Origin of the sequence: Catenulispora acidiphila DSM 44928, from assembly GCF_000024025.1 — a bacterium.
Classification (GTDB): Bacteria; Actinomycetota; Actinomycetes; order Streptomycetales; family Catenulisporaceae; genus Catenulispora; species Catenulispora acidiphila.
The window spans coordinates 4981335-5004410 of the sequence record NC_013131.1; the positions used below are offsets into that span (position 1 = coordinate 4981335).

Here is a 23076-nt window from a genome sequence, read left to right on the forward strand (position 1 = left end):
CCATGACCACCGCCGCTCAGGATCCGGGTTCGAGCCTGTTTTTCAAGCTGACCATTGATGGTCAGGATCTTGGTTTGTTCAACCAGTGCGAGGGCTTGTCCGCCGAGGTGGAGGTCTATCAGCACAAGGAGGGTGGGAACAATGGGTACACCACCTTTCTGCCGGGGCGGGTCAGTCATGGGAACATCACGATGACGCGGCCGTTGACGCCGGACAGCGGCAAGATCGCGGCGTGGATCTCCTCGATCGCCACGGGGATTCAGCGGCCGACGGCGCAGATCGCTGCTTTGCGGGCGGACGGGACGCTGGTGGTGCAGTGGGGGTTGCTGGACGTGCTGCCGGTCAGCTGGAGCGGGCCGACGCTGGATCCGACCAGCAACACCGTGGCCACCGAGCGGTTGGTCATCGCCCACCACGGCTTCACCGAATCGGGAGCGTGATCCTGCCATGGCCGTGCAGCCCGGAGTCAGCCTCGTCAAGGCCTCGCTGACGATCAAGGAGCCGCCGATCGGTCCCGCGCTGGAGCCCGGCGGGACGATGCGGGAGATCAACTTCCAGTTCAACCCTGAGACGCTGACGCTGGCCAAGAGCGCCAACTGGAGCAACACCCCGCTTCCCCTGTTCAAGTACGTCAGCATCCCCAGCTTCGGCGGCGCCGATCCCTACACCCTCACCTTCCAGCTCTTCCTCGACTCCTCGATGACGCCGGCCGGCACCAAGGTGCAGGACGACGTCGAGGCCCTGCTCAAGTGCTGCGAGGTGACCGACCAGTCGATCGCCGCCTTCCAACCCTCCACGCCGTGGGTCTTCTTCCAGTGGGGCAGCTTCTCCACGGTCAGTTTCAACGCATATGTGCAAAACATCTCTGCTAACTACACGTACTTCGACCCCTCCGGGGTTCCCTTGCGGGCCACCTGTGATCTGACGATCACTCAGATCCCCGGCCTCACCCTGGGTCAGAACCCCACCTCCGGCGCCCTGTCCGCGCACCGCTCGCATCGCGTGCGCGCCGGAGACACCCTGCAGTCCATGGCCTGGTCCGAGTACGGCGACGCCACCGCGTGGCGGACCATCGCCGAGGCCAACGAGATCGACGACCCGATGCGGCTGACGCCGGGCGCCGAGCTGCTCATCCCCGCCCCCGACCAGGTGCGGAGGTGATCCGATGACCTTCGGCTCCTTCTCCTCGGTCCCCAAGGTCGAGATCGGCGGCACGCTGCCCCGGCTCCTGAAGGCCTCCCTGGACTCCTGCTGGGTGGAGTCCACCCTGAACGTGCCCTCCACCTTCCACATCGCGTTCAAGGACAAGACCCGCCTGCTGATGTCCACCAACGCGCAGCTGAAGATCGGCGCGCCGGTGACGATCTTCGCCGTCGCCGGGCTCATCGGCGAGGACCAGCCGCTGATCACCGGGCAGGTCACCGGGATCGAGGCGGACTACTCCGGCGGCGACTTCTACACCGTCATCCGCGGCATGGACCACGCCTTCAAGCTGCTGCGCAAGCGGCGGGTGGCGCTGTACAAGAACATGTCCGCCTCCGACATCGTGCGCCAGGTCGCCGGGCAGCACGGGGTGGCGATCGGCAAGATCGAGTCCACGCCCCCGCCGCCTCCGGACTCCCAGACCTCCCAGCCCAACGTCGACGACTGGACCTTCCTGCAGAGTCTGGCCGAGCGCGCCGGCAAGGTCGTGTACTTCGACAACAAGGGCCTGCTGCACTTCCGCGCGCCGGTCAAGGCCGTGCCGCTGACCGGGCTCAGCGCCGACAAGAGCCCGTACGTGCTCGAATTCGGTGCCAACACCCTGCGCTGCCGCTCCGGCTTCACCGCCGCCGACCAGGTCTCCATGGTCAGCTCGCGGGGCTGGAACATGGTCACCAAGCAGACCCTGATCGGCCGGGCGCAGGCCGCGGCGAACCCCGACGTGCTGGCCGGACTGAGCCCGGCGCAGGTCTCCCGGCCCTTCGGCACCGGCACGCTGGTGGAGACCGGCACCCCGTATGTCAGCCAGAGCGAGACCGACTCGGCGGCCAAGTCCCTGGCCACCGACGTGACCTCGTCCTTCGCCGAGCTCGAGGTCGCCGTCCGGGGCACCCCGCAGCTGCTGCCCGACAAGTCGGTCACCCTGACCAAGGCCGGCACGCCCTTCGACGGCGCCTACACCGTCACCGGCGTCCGCCACCTGTTCGAGCACGGCACGTACGAGACCTGGGTGTCCATGACCGGCCGGCAGTTCCGCTCGCTCTACGGCCTGGCCTCCGGCGGCGCGCACGGTCCCGGCGGCACCGGGCAGCGGATGAGCGGCGTGGTCAGCGGGATCGTCACCGACATCCACGACCCGCTGCGCATGGGCCGGGTCAAGCTGCGCTTCCCCTGGCTCGACGACGACTACGTCAGCGACTGGGCCCGCACCGTCCAGCACGGCGGCGTCAGCGTGCACGGCGGTCTGGAGCCGGCCCACGGCGCCGACCACATCCCCGCCGGCTCCCCGGGCTCCGGCGGCTTCATCGGCTACGCCGTCAACGACGAGGTGCTGGTCACCTTCGACCGCGGCGACTTCGACCAGCCCTACGTCATCGGCGGGCTCTACAACGGCGTGAACAAGCCGACCCGCTTCACCGAGGACAACCTGGTCTCCAAGGACGGCATCCCCAACGTGCTCGCCGTGTCCTCCCGGCGCGGCAACCGGCTGGAGCTTCTGGACGACGAGCTCGGCATGAAGGCCGGGGTCAAGGTCCTGACGAGCGACGAGAAACAGAGCATCGAGCTGGACAAGATGACCAAGACCAGCACCGTCAAGAACTCCGTCGGCCCGATCATGGTCGAGAGCAACGCCCCTGACGGCCGGGTGACGATCCGCAGCGGCGCGGCCAGCATCACCCTGACCGCCGAGGGCACCGTGAACATCGAGGGCGCCACCGAGGTCAGCGTCTCGGCCGGCGCGATGCTCTCGCTCAAGGCCGCCGAGCTGAACCTGGCCGCGCCGGTCACCACGGTGGAGTCCGCGGAGATCAACTTCGCCGGCGCGTCGTTCTCCGTCGAGGCGGCCGAGATCACGCTGACCGGCAACGTGGCCATCGTCGGCGAGGGCACGATCGACGCCCAGCAGATCGTGGTGATCTGAGTGGGTGAGCGCTTCGTCGGCTCCGGCTGGGGCTTCCCGCTGCGCGTGGACGCCGGCGGCCGCATCGGCCTGGTCTCCCACGACCAGGAGATCGAGGAGGCCATGCGCCTGGTGCTGGCCACCGCGCCGGGGGAGCGGCCGATGCGCCCGGAGTTCGGCTGCGCCGTGCACGACCTGGTGTTCGCCCCGGTCAACGAGAAGACCGTGGGCCGCATCCAGCACGAGGTGCGCTCCAGCCTGGACCGCTGGGAGCCGCGCATCTCGGTCACCGGGGTCGAGGTCACCGTGGACCCCGACCGCCCGACCGTCCTGTACATCGACGTGCACTACCAGCTGCGCGGCACCAACAACCCGCGGTCCCTGGTGTTCCCCTTCTACGTCATCCCCGACCACGAGGGACCGGGAACCACGACAGCCCCAGATACGGAAGCAGCCTGACATGGCTTTGCCCTCGCCGAACCTCGACGACCGCCGGTTCCAGCAGTTCGTGGACGACGCCAAGCGGTACGTCCAACAGCGCTGCCCGGAGTGGACCGACCACAACGTCTCCGACCCCGGCGTGACGCTCATCGAGGCCGTGGCCTACATGGCCGACCAGCTGGTCTACCGGCTCAACCGGGTCCCGGACAAGAACTACCTGGCGTTCCTGGACCTGTTGGGGATCAACAGGTTCCCGCCGGCGCCGGCGCGCGCCGACGTCACCTTCCGGCTCTCCGCGCCGCAGCCGAACACGGTGCTGGTCCCGGCCGGCTCGCAGATCGCGACCCTGCGCACCGAGTCCGAGGAGGCGCTGGTCTTCAGCTCCGGCGAGCCGCTGCGGATCGTGCCGTGCTCGCTGACCGCCGTGGTGGTGCAGAACAACGGCGCGAGCCCGACCGACCGGACCGTGGACGTGCTCGACGGCAAGGACGTGCCGGCGTTCTCCCCGGCTCCGGCACCCGGCGACGCGCTGTACTTCGGGCTGTCCTCGCCGGTGCCCTCCTGCGTGGCGGTGCTGCGGCTGAGCAGCCAGGTCGACGGCGTCGGCGTGGACCCGCGCCAGCCGCCGCTGGTCTGGGAGGCGTGGTCGGCGGACGGCTGGATGGCCTGCGAGGTGGACTCCGACGAGACCGGCGGTCTGAACCGGCCCGGCGACGTCTCCCTGCACGTCCCCTCGCGGCACATCGTCTCGCGCCTGGCCGGGATCGAGGCGGCCTGGCTGCGCTGCCGGGTCCTGGAGCCGCGCGCGGCGCAGCCCTTTTACGCGGTGAGCCCGAGCCTGCGCGGAGCCTCGGCGCGCACGATGGGCGGCACGGTCCGCGCCCTGCACTCCGAAGCCGTCCGCGACGAAGAGCTCGGCGAGTCCTCCGGCGTCGCCGGGCAGCGTTTCCACCTGTCCCGCACGCCGGTCGCGGTCGACGACCCGATGCTCCAGCTCGACACCTCCGACGGCGAGGGCTGGCAGCGCTGGGAGCTGGTCGACACCTTCGCCGGCTCCGGTCCGGACGACCGGCACTTCCAGCTGGACCCGGTCACCGGCGAGATCGCCTTCGGTCCGGCGCTGCGTCAGCCGGACGGCAGCGTCCAGCAGTACGGCGCGGTCCCGCTCAAGGGCGTGCGCATCCGGGCCACCGCCTACCGGATCGGCGGCGGCCGGGCCGGCAACGTGGCGCGCGGTGCTCTCAGTGTCCTGCGAACCTCGATCCCTTACGTCTCGCAGGTGGAGAACCGCGAAGCCGCACGCGGCGGCGTCGACGGCGAATCGGTGGCCGAGTCGAAGGTGCGCGCGCCGATCTCGCTGCGCGCGCAGGATCGCGCGGTGACGGTCCGGGACTATGAGGAGCTGACCCGCCGCGCCGCTCCCGAAGCCGCGCGCATCCACTGCCTGTCGGTGGACGAGAAGACCAAGCTCCACGGCAAGGAAGCCGGGATCGGCGCGGTCCGGCTGCTGGTGGTCCCGCAGGCGGTCCCGGACGTCGGCGGCTTCCTGCGCTTCGAGCAGCTGGTGCCCGGGGACGAGCTGCTCAGCCGCATCGCCGCCTACCTGGACGACCGGCGCCCGATCGGCACCCGGCTGGCCGTCGGACCGCCGTACTACCAGGGCGTCACCGCCGCGGTGACGCTGCACGCCTTCCGCGGCGCCGAGACCGACCAGGTCCGCACCGGCGCCGTCAACGCCCTGTATTCCTATCTCGACCCGCTGACCGGCGGACCGACCGGGGAGGGCTGGCCGTTCGGCCGCTCGGTGCACTCCGGGGAGCTGTACGCGGTGCTGCAGCGCGTCCCCGGCGTGGAGATGGTCGACGAGGTGCGCCTACACCCGGCCGACCCGCTGACCGGCAAGCGCGGCGACTCCGCCGAGCGGATCGAGCTGGACCCCTCGGCGCTGGTGTTCTCCTACGACCACCGGGTGAAGGTGGTCGGCGGATGAGGGGCGCGGCCGACGGGCTCGGCAGCCCGTTCCCGCTCGGCGAGCAGCTGCCGAGCGTCTACGCCGACGACGATTTCGCGCAGCGTTTCGTCGGCGGTCTGGACGACCTGTTCGCGCCGATGTTCTCGGTGCTGGACAACCTTTCGGCCTACCTGCGGCCCGAGCTGGCGCCGCCGGACTTCGTGTCCTGGCTCGGCGGCTGGGTCGGCGCGGAGCTGTCCGGGGACGAGTCCGACCCGGACCTGCGCGCCGCGGTGTCCGGCGCGGCCGGGCTGCACCGCTATCGCGGGACCGTGCACGGCCTGGCCGAAGCCGTCCGCCTCGGGTTCGGCATCGAGCCGACCATCGTGGAGAGCGGGGGCATGTCCTGGTCGGCGCGTCCGCTCGGGCCGTTGCCGGGGGAGCCCGAGCCGGCTTTGCAGGTCCGGCTCACCAAGGCCCAGGCCAGCTCGGTCGATCTGGCTCGCCTGCAGGCCCTGGTGGCCGCGGTGCGGCCGGCGCACGTCCCGTACTCCGTTGTCGTCGAAGAATCCTGAAAGGTAGCGTTACGCGCCGATGTCCACCGATCTCAGTGAGCTGACCTGCCCCGACTGCGGTGCGCGCGAGCAGCGGGAAGCCTTCTGCGACAGCTGCGGGGCGGCACTGACCCGGGCCAAGCCGGCCGTGGTCGGCGCCGGGGCGCCGGCGGCTTTCGAGGAGTCGCCGTCCGGGGAAAGTGCGGGGAGCGCAGGGAACACAGGCAGCACAGGGAGCGCCGAGAGCGCAGCCGGCGTGGCGGCGATTCCGTCGGCGCGCTCCGGCGAGGCAGCGGCTCCGGCTTCGACCGCCGAGCACGATTCCGCGCGCGCTCCCGGGCTCCACCTCGTCGTCGACGAGGCGGACACCGTGCCGCTGGACGAGGTCGCGCGGGCCGAGGCGGAGCGCCGAGAACTCGCCGAGGCCGCCGCCGAGCGCGCTGAACAAGCCGAGAAAGCCGAACGAGCCGAGCGCGCCGAACGCGCCCGCGCCCTGCTGGTCCCGGTCGCCGACCAGACCGAGCCGCCGCCCGGCATCGTCCCGGTCCTGCCCGGCAAGCCCGACCCCATCGCCCCGCAGCGCAAGAACGCCGAGGCGCTGGAAGCCCTCGACGCAGGCATCGAATGTCAGTGGTGTGCCACCCGCAACCCGCCGGAGCGGCACTTCTGCCGGCGCTGCGGCCAGCGCCTGGCCTACGCGCCGGTGGAGGCGCGCCGTCCGTCGTGGTGGCGCCGCGTGTTCTTCTTCTGGCGCAACCGGCCGCTGCCCTTCGCCGGCCAGCGCCCCCGGCTGCGGCGCGGTCCGGGGCAGGCGATCCGCCCGGTGGTGTGGGCGATCGTGGTGGTAGTTGTGATCGTCGTCGTGGTCCAGGAGTATTCGCCGGTCTCCAAGAACGTCCGCGACCACTTCGCCAAGCCGAACGAGATCTCCAACTGGACCATCGGCGCGTCCCACGAGGATCCCAACCACAAGGCCAAGCTCCTGCACGACACCTACTCCGACACCTGGTGGGGCAGCGGGTTCTCGCCGCAGAACACGAACGGCGCGAGCGTGACCGTCACCTTCTCCCAGCCGGCGAACCTGCTGGACCTGGGGATCACGCCGGGCGCCGGCACCGCCGCGGACACCTTCGGCGCGCAGGGATCGCCGGAGACCATCGAGGCCGAGCTGATCCCGATCCCCGGCAAGGGCGCGCCGATCAAGAAGACGTTCACCCTCGACGACCAGCCCGGTTTCCAGAAGGTCCAGCTGCGCGGCGACGACATCCGCCAGGTGGTGCTGACCATCACCTCCTCCTACCCGCCCACCGCCGCCGACCCCGCCAAGGCGGTGGAGACGGCCGTCACCGAGTTGGAGTTCTACACGCGCCACTGACGATCCCGGCGGCGCCCCGCCGATAGGCCGTCGTCCCCAGCAACCTCATAATTCTCATCATCCGCCCGGACTGTCCGCTCACGTCCTCCGTGCCTGGTCGTCAGTGATCAAGGTACGGATGCCGGCGTGGGCGTTCCCGTGGTGTTCCGTTGAGGTCCGTTGGTTTCGCACCCGGTGCCGTGATGTCCTTGCGGGCGGCGGCAGCAGCCGCCCCGGCTTCGGCGAACCTGGCCGGCGAGGGTGAGGGGGGACAGTCCTGTGCGACGTGTCCAGACCGTGGTGATGGCCGCCGATCCGGTGCTGCGCGCCGGCATCGTCAACCTTCTCGACCGCCGCAGCGAGATCGAGCTGCTGGCCGAGGACGGCCCGGGCCGCGACCCGCTGATCGTGATGTGCGCCGACGACGCCGCCGAGCTGTTGGAGGCCGGACCGCAGGCGGCGCCCAAGCCCGCGTACACCGTGCTCGTGGTGAGCCGGATGAACAAGGCGCAGCTGTTGGAAGTGGTCGAACTCGGGGTGACCGCCGTGGTCTGGCGCCGCGAGGCGACCGCCGACCGGCTGGTGCGCGCCGTCCAGCTGGTCGACCGGGGCGCCGGCGACCTGCCCGCGGACCTGCTCGGCGGGCTGCTCGGCGAGGTCGGCCGGGCCCGGCGGGCACGCGGCGCCGGGACCGAGCCGCTGCCGATGGGGCTGTCCAGCCGCGAGGTGGACGTCATCCGGCTGGTCTCCGAGGGCATGGAGACCAAGGAGATAGCGGCGAAGCTCTGCTATTCCGAACGCACCATCAAAGGCGTGCTGCACGACGTGATGACGCGGCTGGAGTTGCGCAACCGGGCGCACGTCGTCGCGCACGCGGCCCGCGAGGGCTACCTGCGCTGGACCTGAGGGCGCCGCGTGCTGCCCGTCCGGACATCGCGCAGTGCCCGGCACGCCGTACCGGCGCACCTGGCAGCCGCGCGGAGCGGGCACGACGATGAATTGGCTGTGCCCGCCGTATCGGCGGAGCCCGTCCCGGCCCGGCGGCGGCAGAGAGTGGAAGAGAACCGAGTTTGATCCCCGAAATCGACGAGGCGCTGCGCAGCCTGCTGCGATCCGCCCTGCCCGACAAGGGCGTGGACATCGCCTTCGACGCCCCGACCCGGGATTGGGCCGCGCGTCGGAACACCCCCACGGTCGACGCCTACCTCTATGACATCCGCGAAGACCTCACCCGGCGCGAGCGCGGCGTCGTGGCGATCCGGGACGAGCGGGGCATCGTGGTGCGCCGTCGCCAGCCGCCACGCTATTTCCGGCTTTCCTACCTGGTGACCGCCTGGACCAAGCGCGCCGAGGACGAACACCGGCTGCTGGCCGTGGTGCTCGGCTGCCTGCTCACCCACGACTCGCTGCCCATCCCCGATGGCCCGGGACAACTGTCCGCACTCGGATTGCAGATCCCGATGACCGCAGCCACTCCGCCGCAGGAGTCGCGCTCCATCGCCGACATCTGGTCGGCGCTCGGCGGCGACCTCAAGCCCTCCCTGGACCTGGTGATCACCGCGCCGTTCCCGGTGGGCCCGGAGTTCCCGGTCGGGCCGGCGGTCACCGAGGGCGCCGGGGTGCGCAGCCACCGGCTCGACGAGCCGGAGGCCGAGGCGCCGCTGCGGCTGCGCCGCTACGGGAAGATCGAGCGGTGAACGCCGAGGCCAAGGCCGCGCGGCACTGCCTGGATCTGCTGGCCGAGCAAGTCAGGATCCTGGTCGACGTGCGCTCGGCGGTCGACCCCAGCGCCGAGGATCCGTTGCGGGGCTTGCGTTTGTCGGCCGACCAGGTCGGCTGGCTGCTGGAGGCCGGAAGCCTCGATCCGACGCGCTCGGGCGGCGCGCTGGCTGCTCTGGACGATTTCGAGGCGGACGGGGATTTGATTCCGGCGGCTGAGGGATGGCCGCGCTTGGCTGAGCTGGCCGAGACTTTTGAGCTGACGCCACTGGATGTGGCGGTGTTGGTGCTGGCACTGGCGCCGGACGTGGACCGGGTCTTCGAGTCCTGTTACGGCTACCTGAACGACGACGTGACGCGGCGGCGCGCGACCGTCGGACTGGCGCTGGACTTGTCCGGCCGCGAGGCCTGGGATCCGGTGGCACGCGCTCGCTTTTCTGCCGGAGCGCCGTTGGTGTCCGGCGGTCTGCTGGAGCTGGAAGACGCCGATCAGCCGCTGCTGTCGCGGACTCTGCGAGTGCCGGACCGCGTGGTGGCTCATTTGCTGGGTGATGACACGCCGGACGACGTCCTGCACGGCTTGACTCAGGCTATTGATTCTTTCGCTGAGGCGCCCGACGCCGCGACCCTCGCCGAAGTCGAGCGGCGCCCCGGCTTGGTGGAGCTGCTGCGTGCCGGACCGACGCTGATCCAGTTGCGTGAGCAGCGTAAAGGCAGCGCGGACGCGGTCGCCTTGGCGCTGTTCGCCGCCGCGGGTCGTCCCGCGCTGCGGATCACGCTGACCGAGAAGGTGCTGGCGCGCGCCGACCAGATCGTTCCCGCCCTGATTCGCGAAGCCCGGCTGCGCCGCGCGGGCTTGGTGGTGCTCCTGCCCGAGCCGGTGGATCCCGGACCGCTGTGCACCGATCAGGTCCCGGTCCTGCTGGTCGGTGAGGCGCGGCGGGAGTCCGGCGGCTGGCCGGTGCGTCCGCTGGTGGTGGACGTCGAGTCCCCGGCAGGCGGCTCGCCGGAGTGGATCGCGCGCTGGCGTTCGGAGCTGGGACCGCTCGCGCCGGGGACCGATCTGGAGGCGACCGTCGCTCCGTTCCGGTTGACCGCGACCGGTATCGCTCGGGCGGCCGGGACCGCCCGGGCGCTGGCCGCGCTGGAAGGTCGGCAGCCGGACGAGACCCACATCCGTCGCGCCGCTCGGCAGGAGAACGCCCGAGGTATGGGACCGGGCGTCCGGCACGTGGAACCGGCGGTCGGCTGGCCGGATCTGGTGCTGCCGGAGACCGAGGGCGCGCGGCTGCGCGAGCTGGTGGACCGGGTTCGCAACCGTGATCGGGTCTTGGGCGCTTGGGGTCTGCGGACCGGCGGCGGCCGGGGTCGCGGCGTGGCGGCGTTGTTCGCCGGGGAGTCCGGGACCGGCAAGACGCTGGCGGCCGAGGTCGTGGCCGGTGAGCTGGGACTGGACTTGTACGTGGTCGAACTCAGTGCCCTGGTGGACAAATACGTCGGCGAGACTGAGAAAAACCTGGAGCGGCTGTTCGCCGAGGCCGACCGGGTGGACGCGGTCATCCTGTTCGACGAGGCCGACGCGGTCTTCGGCAAGCGCTCGGAGACCAAGGACGCGCACGACCGCTACGCCAACATGGAGAGCGCGTATCTGTTGCAGCGCCTGGAATCCTTCAACGGCGTCGCTCTGCTCACCACCAATCTGCGCGCCAACATCGACGACGCCTTCACCCGCCGCTTCGACCTGATCGTCGATTTCCCGTTCCCGGACGCCGCGCTGCGCAAGGCGTTGTGGCAGCGCTGCCTGGCCGGGTCCGTGCCGTTGGAGCCCGACGTCGCCGACGGCTCCGCGCTGGACGCGGTTGCCGACCGTTTCGAACTCGCCGGTGGCGCCATCCGGGCTGCCGCCACCACCGCCGCGTACTTGGCAGCGGCCGGCGGACGCCGAGTCGGCGCGGAGGATCTGCTGACCGGGGCGCAGCGGGAGTACCGGAAGATGGGCCGGCTGTCGCAGGAGGACTTGGTGGGCCTCGAATTCTGACCGGAGACAGCGGTATCAGGAGGCGAACCTCAACGTTCGTGCCGACGGCCGCCGACTCGCGCAACCGTATGAGCATACTGAGATTAGAAGCATCTTTCCTGGACGGAGCCTCGCATGCGAGATCAGGACGCTGGTAAGGCCAAGGCTGAGGGCCGCACGCAGAGCGCCCCGGCGCGCTCGGCGGCGGGTCCCTCGGCCGACCCGACCGGGATCTTGACGTTGCAGCGAAGCATCGGGAACGCCGCTGTGGTCCAACTGCTCGCGGCGTCCGGCGATGGGTATTCCCAGGAGCAGCACGAACACGGTCCCGGCTGCGGGCACGGCGGCTCCGCGCCGGTCCAGCGCTCGGAGGTGCAGTCGGTCCTGTCCTCGGCGGGTCAGCCGCTGGGCGGTTCGGTGCGCACTGAGATGGAGACCCGGCTCGGCGCCGACTTCTCCGACGTGCGCCTGCACACCGGGACCGCCGCACGCCGCTCGGCCGCCGAGATCGGGGCGCGCGCCTACACCTCCGGGAACCACGTCGTCATCGGCGACGGCGGCGGCGACAAGCACACCCTCGCCCACGAGCTGACCCACGTCATCCAGCAGCGCCGCGGTCCGGTCGCCGGCAGCGACAACGGCAGCGGACTCACCGTCTCCGACCCCTCGGACCGCTTCGAGCGCGAGGCGGAGGCCAACGCCACGCGCGTGCTGGGCATGCCGCTGGCTCCGGCAGCGAATACGGGGACTGCGACCGATGCGGTGCAGCGATCGGCTGCCGCTGGAGGCGAGGCCAACGCCACACGGCTTTCAGGCATGTCGCTGGCTCCGGCGGTTGGTGCTGCCGACGCGCCGGGCGCCACCGAGGCGGTGCAGCGATCGGCTGCCGCCGAAGGCGAGGCCAGCGCCACACGGCTTTCGGGCATGCCACTGGCTCCGGCGGCTGGGGTCGCCGACGCGCCGGGCGCCACCGATGCGGTGCGGCGATCGACCGCCGCGGAAGGCGTCGTGCAGCGCGCGCCGGGAACGCTTCTGGAGCGCGGCGGCAAGGCGGCGAAGAATGCTGCCGCCTCCGTGCGGCGGGGCGCCGCCAAGAGCGGGCCCACCGCGGATACCGCTGGTGGTGTGTTCGCCACTGCCGGGGGCACCGGCGGGGACTACGGCATCGCCTCCGGTATCGGTGCGGCCGGGCTGGTCAGCGGCGTGCTCGCGGTGCCGGACATGGTCGGGTCGGTGTTCGGGTTCTGTGAGGAGTTCCGGGCGTGGCTGCTCGCCACCGGTGAGGAGAAGGCCAAAGCCGGCCATCGGCTCGTGGCGACGATGGCCGGTCTGACGTCGAACTCCTCGGCGGTCGGCGGCGGGCTCACGTCGGGAGCGGCGAACCTGGCGCCGGCCGCGTCGTCGGTGCCGCTGGGGCAGGCCAGCGGCGTCCTGGGGATTGTCAACGGCCTGATCACCGCCGTCAACAGCTCGATGAAGGCGCACGAGGCGATCAAGCAGACCAAGGCGCTGCGCGGCGGGGACGGCGCCAAGGACTACAAGGCGATGTACAAGCACTTCCAGGACCTGCAGAAGGTTCTCGAGCACAACCACGACCTGGCCAAGAAGACCATGTACGAGCATTTCATGGAGGAGCTGGCTCCGGCTCGGCAGCTTCCCGCGCCTGAGAGCAGGGTCCGGATCGCCGCGCTGAAGGGCCGGTACGAGGAACGCCTGGAGGCGTGCGACCACCGCTACGCCCTGGCGAAGCTGACGGTGCACGACAACCTCGTGCGCGTCGAGGAGGCGGCGAACCTCCAGTCGGTCAGGGAACTCGGCGAGCGCAAGGGCGAGCGCCGCTCGGTCCGCCAGATCCTCACAGCGCTGAGCGGAACCCTGAACATCTCCGTCGGCGCGCTGGCGATCGCCGCCGTCGCCCTCGGCCTGACCGGCGGCGCGATCCCCATCGCCGGCCAGGCGATCGCCGGTCTCGTCGGGCTGATCGGCGTCGGGCTGCTGACCTGGCAGGTCGTGAACAAGGTCCGGGCGAACCTGAAGCACCTGGAGAGCGACCCGGCGTTCCAGGACCACACGCAGTGGGGCATCTTCGCCGAGGCCATGAAGATCTGGAAGCCCAAGCTCGCCAGCTCGCGGGACAAGGCTGCGGAGACGCTGCTGGACGCGCTCAAGAACTCTCAGTACCCGGAGAACAAGGCGGAGGCCGAGCGGCTGGCCAAGGCGCTGCGGCTGAACCCGCAGGAGCTGGTGGCGATGCCCGAGGCGAAGGAAGCGCTGGCGAAGATTAAGGACAGGCTTGCCTCAACCTGAGGCCGGGCGGTTTGAGCGGGCAGTCCGAGGCGCCCGGCGGTTAGGGTCGAAGTCGACAGGATGTATCAGCCCCTGTCGGTCTCGACCGGAAGGAGGCCGCTGTGGCAGCGTCTAAAGGGCGTCCCTCGGGGCTCATGTTGATGGTTTTCATCGCCGGCGGGCTTTTGATGGTCGGCGCGATCCAGGCGGGCAACGCCATGCTCGTGATCATCACGCTCCTGCTCATGGCGGTGAGCGTCGACGCACTGCGGCGGCGCTGAGGGCGCCGCTGGAGCCGCTATGTGGGTGAACAGGGTTTCAACCTCTTCAGGTCGGTTACTCGGCGACCATGACCGACGAGCCCTACTGGACGACCACCGGCGGCAGGACCGACTACCCCAGGCTGGACGGCCGGGGCAGAGCCGACGTGGCGGTCATCGGCGGTGGGGCGGCCGGGCTGTGGACGGCCTGGGAGCTGGCACGCACCGGACGGCGCGTGGCACTCCTGGAGGCCGGCCGGATCGTCGAGGCCGCGAAGGGCGGCGGCGCCGGACAGGCATCGGTGCTGCAAGCCCTCGCCCACAGCCGGATCGAGCGCGCCGCCGGAGCCGAGGCGGCGCGCTCCTACGCCGAGGCGCAGGCGCGGGCCGTGGAGCGGATCGCCGAGGTAGCCGATCGGCTCGGCGTCGAGTGCGAGGTGGAGCGGCGAGCGGCTTATCTGTATGCCGACGACGAGGCTTCCCTGGCGGATCTGCGCGCGGAGACCGCTGCCGCGCATGAAGCCGGAGTCCCGGTTGTCGACGGCGTGGGGATAGGCGTCGGCGTCGGCGTGCCGTTCGCGGTGAAAGGCGCGGCGCACATCGCCGACCAGCTCCAGTTCCATCCCTCCAAACTCCTCACGGCGCTGGCCGAGGACCTCGTCCGGCTGGGATCGGCAGTGTACGAACACAGCCGCGTCGTCACCGTCGACGTCGGAGAACCCTGCGTCGTCATGACCGAGAGCGGCGCATCGGTCGCCGCCGAGCACGTGGTGGTCGCCACCGGCTTCCCGATCACGGCGACGAAGGCGGTGCGGCGCGCGCTGCGTGCCCGGCGTGAGCTGCTGCTGGCCGGGGCGATGCCGGCCGAGCTGGCGCCGGAGGCGACGTACGCCGCCGTCGCGGAGTCCGGCGTGTCGGTGCGCACCGCACCGCTGGGCGACGGGCAGCGCCTGGTCGTCGTCGCGGGGGAGAAGTACGAGCCCGGCTCCGGCGGAGTCGGCGAGCGGTACGCGCGGCTGGCGGCGTGGGCCGCCGAGAACGTGGGTCTGAGCCGCGTGGACTACCACTGGTCGGCGCAGGACTGCCAGAGCGAGGACCACCTCCCGCTGATCGGGCGGGCTTCGGCGACGGCGGACCGGCGGTGCCTGTGGGTCGCGACCGGCTCGGCGGGTTGGGACGCCGGTACCGCGGTGCTCGCGGGCGGCCTCATCACCGCCGGTATCCGGGGTCAGCGGCCCGCTTCGTGGGCGGCGGCGTTCGCCCCGGCGCGGTGGGAGAAGGCCCTGCGGCCGGAGGACGCGTGGAGCGGCCCGGTGCGGTCGGTGGTCCGGCACCGCGTCGAGCCCGACGAGCGGGACGCCCTCGACGCGATCCGTCCTGGCGACGCCGCGGTGGTGGACGTCGGCGGCGAGCACTGCGCGGCATACCGGGACGACCACGGACTGCTGCACCTGGTCTCGGCGCTGTGTCCGCACCTGGGCTGCACCGTCGGGTTCAACGACGTGGAGAAGACCTGGGAGTGCCCGTGCCACGGCTCCCGGTTCGCCATCGACGGCGCGTTGTTGCAGGGACCGGCGGCCGAACCACTCGCCCCGGCGCGTGCCTACTTGGCGCTCGCGGCGACGGAATGACGGCGTGGCGCAGTGGTGGCGGCATAGTGGCGCGACGGTGGCGGCAAACGAAACGGCAGGGGGAGATCACCGGACGGAACGGGGCGTGATGCTCGCAGCGGGCAACTGACCCTTTCCCCGGACGTTTGGCAGGCTGTGATCGGGTAACCAAGGGGAAACCCATGGACCCCATGGGAGGTTGACCGTCCAGCACCTGGAGGATGTCGTGCTGTCTCTCACCGATCGGGCCGCGGCCGCCATTCAGGTACTGACCACGAGTTCCGAACTGCCCCCGGAGACCGCCGGTCTGCGCATCGTCGCGGCCGACCCGAGCCTGAACGGCAACCAGGACCAGTTCTCGGCGGTCCTGGCCACCGGTCCCGACGCCGGCGACCAGGTCGTGGAGTCCGGTCCGGCGCGCATCTTCCTGGAGTCCACGGCCGCCACGGTCCTGGACGGACGGGAGTTGGATGCCACCGTCGACGTGGACGGGAGCGTTAAATTCGTCGTGGGTCCGGGCGTATAGCGAAAATTCACCTGTTTCGGCGGCTTTGCCGTTCTTGAATCGACCCCGCGTTCCTGGGCAACAGGGCTGTCATGAAGCTCCTCGCCTACGCCGACCGGGCCGTGGCCCTGGTGAACACGGACGACCACGGGACCGGCCGAGACCGCCTGCAGTCGAGCGATGACGTCTACCGCCTCCTGCCGCAGGGCTGGCGCGTGACCCCCACCGCCGCCTCGGCGGGCCTGGACGAACTGCGCGAGGCCCGTCCCCGGCTGCGGCGGGTCTTCGAGCTGGCCGCCACCGGGCGGGTCGAGCGCGCCACCGAGGCGCTGAACAAGCTGCTGTGCGACTTCCCGGTCTCGGCGTCGATCAGCGACCACGCCGACGGCGACTGGCATCTGCACCTCACCGACGAGCCCCACGGGCTGGCTCGCTCGTACGTGACCGGGGCGGCGTTCGGCTTGGCATACACCATCGCCGAGCGCGGCCCGGACCGGCTGGGGTTGTGTGAGGCGCTGCCGTGCCGCGCGGTGTTCGTGGACACCACGACGAACAGCTCACGGCGGTACTGCTCGGACCGGTGCGCGACGCGGGCGAACGTCGCCGCCTACCGGGCTCGGAAGCGGGCCGACGTCTTGACCTGACCCGGTCTGACCCGGCCTGACCCGACCTGAACCGACCTGGCCTGACTCGAGCTGACCCGGCCGGCGGCTAGGCGCCCTCGGCGAAGGGATCGGCGATCCCCACGTACCGCGTCTCCAAGTACTCCTCGATGCCCTCCAGCCCGCCCTCGCGCCCGATCCCGGACTGCTTCACCCCGCCGAAGGGCGCCGCCGGGTTCGACACAATCCCGGTGTTCAGGCCGATCATGCCGGCGTCGAGGCGCTCGGCCAGGCGCAGGCCGCGGTTCAGGTCCTTGGTGAAGGCGTAGGCGACCAGGCCGTACTGCGTCTCGTTGGCCAGGGCGACGGCCTCGTCCTCGCTGTCGAAGGCGATGATCGGGGCGACCGGTCCGAAGATCTCCTCGCGCAGGATCTCCGCGCCGGCGGGGATGTCGGTCAGGACCGTCGGCTCGTAGAAGTAGCCCGCTCCGGGGAGCTTGTGGCCGCCGGTGAGGACCTTCGCGCCGCCTTCGACCGCGGCGTCGACCAGGCGCTCGACCTTGTCGCGGGTCTCGGCGTCGACCAGCGGGCCGATCTTGACGTCCGGCAGCGTGCCGCGCCCGAGCGTGTGCTCGCGGAAACGGCTGGTCAGGCGGTCGGCGAAGACGTCGGCGACGGAGCGCTCCACCAGCAGCCGGTTCGCCGCGGTGCACGCCTCGCCGCCGTTGCGCAGCTTGGCGAGCATGGCGCCGTCCAGCGCGCGGTCCAGGTCGGCGTCGGCGAAGACGATCAGCGGCGCGTTGCCGCCGAGTTCCATCGACACCCGCAGCACCTGCTCGGCGGAGTCCGCGATCAGCTGCTGCCCGACCTCGGTCGAGCCGGTGAAGGACAGCTTGCGCAGGCGCGGGTCGCGGATCAGCGGGCCGGTGACCGCTCCTGCGTGCCGGGTCGGGATCACGTTCACCACGCCGTCGGGGACCCCGGCCTCGATCAGCGTCTGCGCGAGCAGCAGCGAGGTCAGCGGGGTGAGCGCGGCCGGCTTGAACACGACCGTGCACCCGGCGGCCAGCGCCGGTCCCAGCTTGCGCGTCCCCATCGCCAGCGGGAAATTCCACGGGGTGATCAGCAGGCACGGTCCGACCGGCCGCTTGGCGACCAGCAGGCGCGCCGCTCCGTCCGGCGCCGTCTGGTACCGCCCGGCGATCCGGTTCGTCTGCTCGGAGAACCAGCGCAGGAACTCCGCGCCGTAGGCGACCTCGGCGCGCGAGTCCGCCAGCGGCTTGCCCATCTCCAGCGTCATCAGCAGCGCGAAGTCCTCGGTGCGCGCGGTGACCAGGTCGAACGCCTTGCGCAGGATCTCCGCGCGCTGACGCGGCGCCGTGCGCGCCCACGAAGCCTGCGCGGCGTGCGCGGCGGCCAGCGCGTCCTGGCCGTCGGCGGCCGACGCGCTGGCGACGGTCAGCAGCACCTCGCCGGTCGAGGGGTCGCTGACGTCGAGCGTTCCGCCGTCGGACGCCTGGCGCCAGCGTCCGTCGATCAGCAGTCCGGTGGGCACGGAGTCCAGAAGCCGGCGCTCCTGCTCCGGGGAGATCGCAGTCACCTCCCCAGCCGACCACGGCCGCCGCCGCCCCGCGACCCTGGCGGGCCCGAACGGCGTCGCCGGCCTGGGCCGGACGTTGCACGCCGCGCCGCACCGGCCCGATGCTGGACGCGTGAGGAACCCAGACGCAGCAGGCACAGGCCGGGACAACCGCTTGGCGACCACCGCCCGAGGAAACGCGGTCCTGACCGATCCGCGCCTGAACCGCGGGACCGCCTTCACCCTCGCCGAGCGCCGGGCCCTCGATCTGGTCGGGCTGCTGCCGCAGGCCGTCGTCACGCAGGAGAAGCAGGCCGCGCGCGTCTACGAGCAGTTCCGCTCCGAGCAGACCGCCCTGGAGAAGTACGTCTCCCTGAGCAGCCTGCGCGACCGCAACGAGGTCCTGTTCTACCGCCTGGTCACCGAGCACCTGGCCGAGATCCTGCCGATCGTCTACACCCCGACCGTCGGCACCGCGATCGAGCACTACAACGCCGAATACCGGCGGCCGCACGGCGTCTACCTGTCCGTGGACGCCCCGCAGGACATCGAGCGCTCGCTGGCGGCCGCCGGGCTCGGCCCGGACGACGTCGACCTGATCGTGGCCACCGACGGCGAGGCGATCCTGGGCATCGGCGACTGGGGCGTCGGCGGCATCGACATCGCGGTCGGCAAGCTCGTCGTCTACACCGCCGCCGGCGGCATCGACCCGCGCCGGGTGCTGCCGGTCATGCTCGACGTCGGCACCAACCGCCAGGAGCTGCTGGACGACCCCGGCTACCTCGGCAACCGCCACCCGCGCGCGGACCGGGAGACCTACGACGCGTTCATCGACGCCTACGTCCAGACCGCAGGTCGCCTGTTCCCGCACGCGCTGCTGCACTGGGAGGACTTCGGCACCACGAACGCCCACCGCGTCCTGGACCGCTACCGCGACCAGGTCTTCACCTTCAACGACGACATCCAGGGCACCGGCGCGGTGACCCTGGCCGCGGTCCTGGCCGGTGTCGCCGCCAGCGGGCAGCCGCTGCGCGAGCACCGCATCGTGGTCTTCGGCGCGGGCAGCGCCGGGATCGGCATCACCGACGACCTGCGCGAAGCCCTCACCGCCGACGGCTTGTCGCCGCAGGAGGCCACGGCGCGCATTTGGTGCGTCGACCGCTACGGCCTGCTGACCGACGACCAGGACAGCCTGCGCGACTTCCAAGTCCGCTACGCGCGCCCCGCCGCCGAGAGCTCCGACTGGGCCCACGAGGCGGACCAGGACGGCGTGACCCTGGCCGAGGTCGTCGACCGGATCCACCCGACCATCCTGATCGGCACCTCCGGGCGCGGCGGGGCGTTCACCGAGGACATCGTGCGCGCCATGGCCGAGCACACCGACCGGCCGCTCATCCTGCCGATGTCCAACCCGACCGACCTGGCCGAGGCGACGCCGTCGGACCTGCTGACCTGGACCGCGGGGAAGGCGCTGATCGCCACCGGCAGCCCGTTCGACCCCGTCGAGCACGACGGCACCACCTACCAGATCGCCCAGGCGAACAACGCCCTGGTCTTCCCCGGCCTCGGTCTGGGCGCCATCGTCGCCCGCGCCACGCGCGTCACCGACGCCATGCTCGTCGCCGCGGCGAACGCCGTCGCCGGACGCGTGGACACCGGCACGCCGGGCGCGCCTATCCTCCCGCCGGTCCCGGAGCTGCGCGAGACCTCCGTCGCGGTCGCTGTGGCGGTGGCGCGCGCCGCCGCCGAGGGCGGCGTGGCCGGGATCGAGGTCGGCGACGACATCGAGGCGCGGGTGCGCGAGGCGATGTGGCAGCCGGTGTATCCGGAGATCGTCGCGGTCTGAAGGCCGCGCTCTCCTCCTCGCCGCGTCCGCCGTATATTCGAAGGGTGGGGCTGAGGAGCGCCGGAGATGAACGAATCCGCGATCTATGAGTTCGGGAGCAAGGTCTACTGCTCCGATGCCGACTGCGGAGAGTTACTGCAATTCGTCGTCGAACCGGACGTGCCGCGCCTGATCGACCTCGTCGTCTGCTCCGTGTTCGACGGCGCCGCCCGGCTGGTGGCGCCCGACATGGCCCGCGTGCTGCCCTACGGCATCCTGCTGGGCTGCGACAAGAGCGCGTTCGACCATCTGCCGGCGACGCCGGTGCGCGGCGCCGGGCATCCGGCGGTCATGCGTGCCGTCCCCGACGCGCAGACCCGGATCCGGCGCGGCGACCACGTCCAGGCGCTCGACGGCGACGCCGGACGCGTCCTGGGACTGGTGGTCCGCACCGAGGACGAGGCGATCACCCACGTCCTGCTCGCCGCCGGGCACATCTGGCACCGCAAGCATGTGGCGGTCCCGGTGGACTACGTCGCAGGGCTCGGATTCGCCGGACTGGACGTGCTGCTGACCAAGGACCACGTCGCGGACTTCGCCCTCTGAGACATGATCCCTCTGAGACATAACCCCTTTAGAACATGACACAGTGGTGGTCATGCCGTTGAGTGCCTACGAACTCCGCACCTCGATCGCCGTCTCCGACATCGACCAGGCCGTCGCGTTCTACGAAGGCAAGTTGGGACTGCCGCTCATCCGGTCCGGACCGAGCGCCAGAATCGCCGGAGGCAGTCGCGTCTACGCCTCCGGCGGCGGTCCCGCGCTGAACGTCTACCAGTCCGCCACCGCCGGGACGACGGCGGCGACGCTGGCCGTCTGGTACGTCGACGACCTGGACCGGATCGTCGACGAACTCACCGCCTCAGGGGTCGAGTTCACCCGCTACGAGCAGTTCGAGCACGACGCCAGGGGCATCACCCCGCGCGCCGGCGGCGGACGCATCGCCTGGTTCCAGGACCCTGACGGCAATACGTTCGCCCTCGAATCCGACGTCTGACATCGAGTCTGAGCTGTCGCCAGGCTTGAGTGGCTAGTCGGCCGGGGGACCGGTGCGCGTCAGCTGCACCATCTCCGCCGTGGCAGCCGCCATCCGCCGCTGGTCCTTGTCCGCCTCGGCCGAGCGCTTGCGCGAGGCGCGCAGGAACGACGCCCGCTCGCGCTCCAGGATCAGCCGCACGGTCGGGTCGGCGTGTTCAGCCCGGTCCAGCCCTTCGATCCACACGGTCTCCACGAGGTCCTCGGCTTCGCGGACCAGGGCCCGACCGCACAATTCCTCCAGCAGGCGTTCACACGCCGCCTTCTGCCTGGTCGAACGGTACCGACGCCACATTGCCGGGCCGAACATCATCCACCACCGCCTCGTCACACTCGGGCCATGGGCGACTCTCATCTCGTCGCGTCCGGATGCCCCGGATTCTGCGATGTAAACGCCACCGGCGCCACTCGGAGCCTTGTTCTCATATTGCTCTGACACCAGTGCGACCTGTGAGAACACCGGAGAGCTCGTCGGCGCTGCCGTTCGGCCATTCGGACGATCCGGACGCTTGCTCACAAGGGGCATCCGAGGGGCTCTCGAGGGGCTCTCCGGCGGGCTCTCGAGGGCGGCGTGGCGCGGCGTCATTCCGGCCGTCCCCGCCGTGCGGAATCTGGCCTACGGTTGGCGGATGACGGACTTCGGCGCATACCAGTACGAGATCTACTTCGACGGGCTGCGCGGTGTGGTGCCGCACTTCCCGATGACGTATGAGGGCTGGGAGGAGCGCGCCCGCGCCACGCTGTCCCCGTCGCTGTGGTCCTACGTGGCTGGCGGTGCGGGAGATGAGCACACGCAGCGCGCGAACGTCGCCGCCTTCAGCCGCCGCGCGCTGGTCCCGCGGATGTTCGTCGGCGCCAAGCAGCGCGACCTGTCGGTGTCGATGTTCGGTCTGACCCTGCCCTCGCCGCTGATGATGGCGCCGGTCGGCGTGCTCGGGCTGTGCGCCCAGGACGGGCACGGCGACCTGGCCGCGGCACGCGCCGCCGCGCGGACCGGCGTGCCGATGATCGCCTCGACGCTGTCGGTGGACCCGATGGAGCAGGTCGCTGCCGAGTTCGGCGACACGCCCGGCTTCTTCCAGCTCTACACGCCCACCGACCGCGACCTGGCCGCGAGCCTGGTCCAGCGCGCCGAGGCAGCCGGGTTCCAGGGGATCGTCGTCACGCTGGACACCTGGGTCACCGGCTGGCGCCCCCGCGACCTGTCCACGTCGAACTTCCCGCAGCTGCGCGGGCACTGCCTGGCCAACTACACCAGCGACCCGGTGTTCCGCGCCGCGCTGCCCAAGCCGCCGGAGGAGGACCCCGGCGCGACGGTGATGCACTGGGCCGGGGTCTTCGGCAACCCCCTGACCTGGGACGACTTGCCGTGGCTGCGGTCGCTGACGACGCTGCCGCTGATCGTCAAGGGCCTGTGTCACCCCGAGGACGTGCGCCGGGCGCGTGACGGGGGAGTGGACGGGATCTACTGCTCCAACCACGGCGGTCGCCAGGCGAACGGCGGGCTGGCGACGCTGGACGTCCTGCCCGAGGTGGTCGAGGCGGCCGACTCCCTGCCGGTGATCTTCGACTCGGGCGTCCGCAGCGGCACGGACGTCGTCAAAGCTCTGGCATTGGGCGCCAGCGCGGTCGCGATCGGCCGTCCCTACATCCACGGCCTGGCGATCGGCGGCGTCGACGGACTGGTGCACGTGCTGCGCAGCCTGCTCGCCGAGGCCGATCTGCTGATGGCGGTCGACGGCTACCCGACGCTGGCCGACCTCACGCCGGACGCGCTGCGGACGGTTGGGTAGGCCGGTAACTCGGTGAGTCGGGGTGCGCCGGGTCAGCCGCGCGGATCCACGAGCCCGACATCGTAGGCGATGATCACCGCCTGCACCCGGTCGCCAGGTTGGTCGGCCCGGCCGCCACCACGCGCACCAGGCAGCACCGGCCGGCACGAGCGCGCTGGTCGGCGGCACGACCGCGATCTACGTGGACATCCAGTCGGCGGTGAACCACGACTACGGCTGGTGTTCCCGGTCGCCGCCGTCATCATCACCCTGATTCTCGGCCTGGTGCCGCGCTCGGTCGTCGCGCGCCGGTAGGGCTGCTCCGGCGGCGCCTGTTTCGCCTGCTCAGCTCGTCGGCTCCGCCCATCTTCGAACACTGCTACTATCGCGAATAGGTTGGTGG

The 23076-nt window shown here is 71.1% G+C and carries 21 protein-coding genes and 1 pseudogene; 20 read left to right on the forward strand and 2 right to left on the reverse strand.

What is annotated here, in order from left to right; all coding sequences use genetic code 11:
* Window positions 1–2 precede the first annotated feature (2 nt).
* From CACI_RS21710 to CACI_RS21775, 15 genes are all read left to right on the forward strand, one after another.
* A complete protein-coding gene (locus CACI_RS21710) occupies window positions 3–440 on the forward strand; it encodes a phage tail protein (RefSeq protein ID WP_015792981.1) in 438 nt (145 codons plus the stop codon).
* Between the two features lie 7 nt (window positions 441–447).
* On the forward strand, window positions 448–1161 hold the full coding sequence (locus tag CACI_RS21715) for a CIS tube protein (RefSeq protein WP_015792982.1): 714 nt from the start codon (window positions 448–450) through the stop codon (window positions 1159–1161).
* Between the two features lie 4 nt (window positions 1162–1165).
* Window positions 1166–3124, forward strand: a complete 1959-nt coding sequence (locus tag CACI_RS21720) for a VgrG-related protein (protein WP_015792983.1) — start codon at window positions 1166–1168, stop codon at window positions 3122–3124.
* Window positions 3125–3562: a GPW/gp25 family protein gene (locus tag CACI_RS21725; protein ID WP_015792984.1), complete on the forward strand. Its 438-nt coding sequence runs from the start codon at window positions 3125–3127 to the stop codon at window positions 3560–3562. It begins immediately after the preceding gene.
* A 1-nt stretch (window position 3563) separates the two neighbouring features.
* Entirely contained in the window at window positions 3564–5534 is a 1971-nt protein-coding gene (locus CACI_RS21730) for a putative baseplate assembly protein (RefSeq protein ID WP_015792985.1), read from the forward strand.
* The gene (locus CACI_RS21735) at window positions 5531–6070 is read left to right on the forward strand and encodes a phage tail protein (protein ID WP_015792986.1); all 540 of its coding nucleotides are present in this window, start codon (window positions 5531–5533) and stop codon (window positions 6068–6070) included. Before CACI_RS21730 ends, CACI_RS21735 begins: the two co-directional genes overlap by 4 nt.
* 19 nt (window positions 6071–6089) lie before the next feature.
* The gene (locus tag CACI_RS21740) at window positions 6090–7424 is read left to right on the forward strand and encodes an NADase-type glycan-binding domain-containing protein (protein WP_015792987.1); all 1335 of its coding nucleotides are present in this window, start codon (window positions 6090–6092) and stop codon (window positions 7422–7424) included.
* 258 nt (window positions 7425–7682) lie between these two features.
* Window positions 7683–8309, forward strand: a complete 627-nt coding sequence (locus CACI_RS21745; RefSeq protein WP_015792988.1) for a helix-turn-helix transcriptional regulator — start codon at window positions 7683–7685, stop codon at window positions 8307–8309.
* 164 nt (window positions 8310–8473) lie between these two features.
* Window positions 8474–9100, forward strand: a complete 627-nt coding sequence (locus CACI_RS21750) for a DUF4255 domain-containing protein (RefSeq protein WP_015792989.1) — start codon at window positions 8474–8476, stop codon at window positions 9098–9100.
* A complete protein-coding gene (locus tag CACI_RS21755) occupies window positions 9097–11160 on the forward strand; it encodes an ATP-binding protein (protein WP_015792990.1) in 2064 nt (687 codons plus the stop codon). Before CACI_RS21750 ends, CACI_RS21755 begins: the two co-directional genes overlap by 4 nt.
* 114 nt (window positions 11161–11274) lie before the next feature.
* On the forward strand, window positions 11275–13446 hold the full coding sequence (locus CACI_RS52660) for an eCIS core domain-containing protein (RefSeq protein ID WP_015792991.1): 2172 nt from the start codon (window positions 11275–11277) through the stop codon (window positions 13444–13446).
* Between the two features lie 101 nt (window positions 13447–13547).
* Window positions 13548–13706, forward strand: coding sequence for a hypothetical protein (locus CACI_RS51365; RefSeq protein ID WP_015792992.1), 159 nt, complete (start codon window positions 13548–13550; stop codon window positions 13704–13706).
* 68 nt (window positions 13707–13774) lie between these two features.
* Window positions 13775–15316, forward strand: a complete 1542-nt coding sequence (locus CACI_RS21765) for an FAD-dependent oxidoreductase (RefSeq protein WP_015792993.1) — start codon at window positions 13775–13777, stop codon at window positions 15314–15316.
* A gap of 178 nt (window positions 15317–15494) precedes the next feature.
* Entirely contained in the window at window positions 15495–15821 is a 327-nt protein-coding gene (locus tag CACI_RS21770) for an iron-sulfur cluster assembly accessory protein (protein WP_223297610.1), read from the forward strand.
* A gap of 71 nt (window positions 15822–15892) precedes the next feature.
* Window positions 15893–16444, forward strand: coding sequence for a CGNR zinc finger domain-containing protein (locus CACI_RS21775; RefSeq protein WP_015792995.1), 552 nt, complete (start codon window positions 15893–15895; stop codon window positions 16442–16444).
* Between the two features lie 67 nt (window positions 16445–16511).
* Here CACI_RS21775 and CACI_RS21780 read toward each other — a convergent pair whose 3' ends face one another.
* A complete protein-coding gene (locus CACI_RS21780; protein WP_015792996.1) occupies window positions 16512–18002 on the reverse strand; it encodes an NAD-dependent succinate-semialdehyde dehydrogenase in 1491 nt (496 codons plus the stop codon).
* Between the two features lie 112 nt (window positions 18003–18114).
* Between CACI_RS21780 and CACI_RS21785 the strand changes: the two genes are divergently transcribed.
* The 3 genes from CACI_RS21785 to CACI_RS21795 all read left to right on the forward strand — a co-directional run bounded on the left by CACI_RS21785 (window position 18115) and on the right by CACI_RS21795 (window position 20863).
* Window positions 18115–19827, forward strand: coding sequence for an NAD-dependent malic enzyme (locus CACI_RS21785; RefSeq protein ID WP_015792997.1), 1713 nt, complete (start codon window positions 18115–18117; stop codon window positions 19825–19827).
* A gap of 66 nt (window positions 19828–19893) precedes the next feature.
* The gene (locus tag CACI_RS21790; protein WP_015792998.1) at window positions 19894–20412 is read left to right on the forward strand and encodes a hypothetical protein; all 519 of its coding nucleotides are present in this window, start codon (window positions 19894–19896) and stop codon (window positions 20410–20412) included.
* Between the two features lie 52 nt (window positions 20413–20464).
* On the forward strand, window positions 20465–20863 hold the full coding sequence (locus tag CACI_RS21795; protein WP_015792999.1) for a VOC family protein: 399 nt from the start codon (window positions 20465–20467) through the stop codon (window positions 20861–20863).
* A 33-nt stretch (window positions 20864–20896) separates the two neighbouring features.
* Here the strand turns inward: CACI_RS21795 and CACI_RS21800 are convergent, their stop codons facing one another.
* Window positions 20897–21196, reverse strand: a complete 300-nt coding sequence (locus CACI_RS21800; RefSeq protein ID WP_143765344.1) for a hypothetical protein — start codon at window positions 21194–21196, stop codon at window positions 20897–20899.
* 334 nt (window positions 21197–21530) lie between these two features.
* On the opposite strand from CACI_RS21800, the gene CACI_RS21805 reads away from it, so the two are divergent.
* Both CACI_RS21805 and CACI_RS54340 read left to right on the forward strand, forming a co-directional pair.
* Entirely contained in the window at window positions 21531–22694 is a 1164-nt protein-coding gene (locus CACI_RS21805) for an alpha-hydroxy-acid oxidizing protein (RefSeq protein WP_015793001.1), read from the forward strand.
* A gap of 112 nt (window positions 22695–22806) precedes the next feature.
* Window positions 22807–22979: pseudogene (locus tag CACI_RS54340) on the forward strand (MMPL family transporter); the annotation flags it as partial.
* Window positions 22980–23076: the final 97 nt, after the last annotated feature.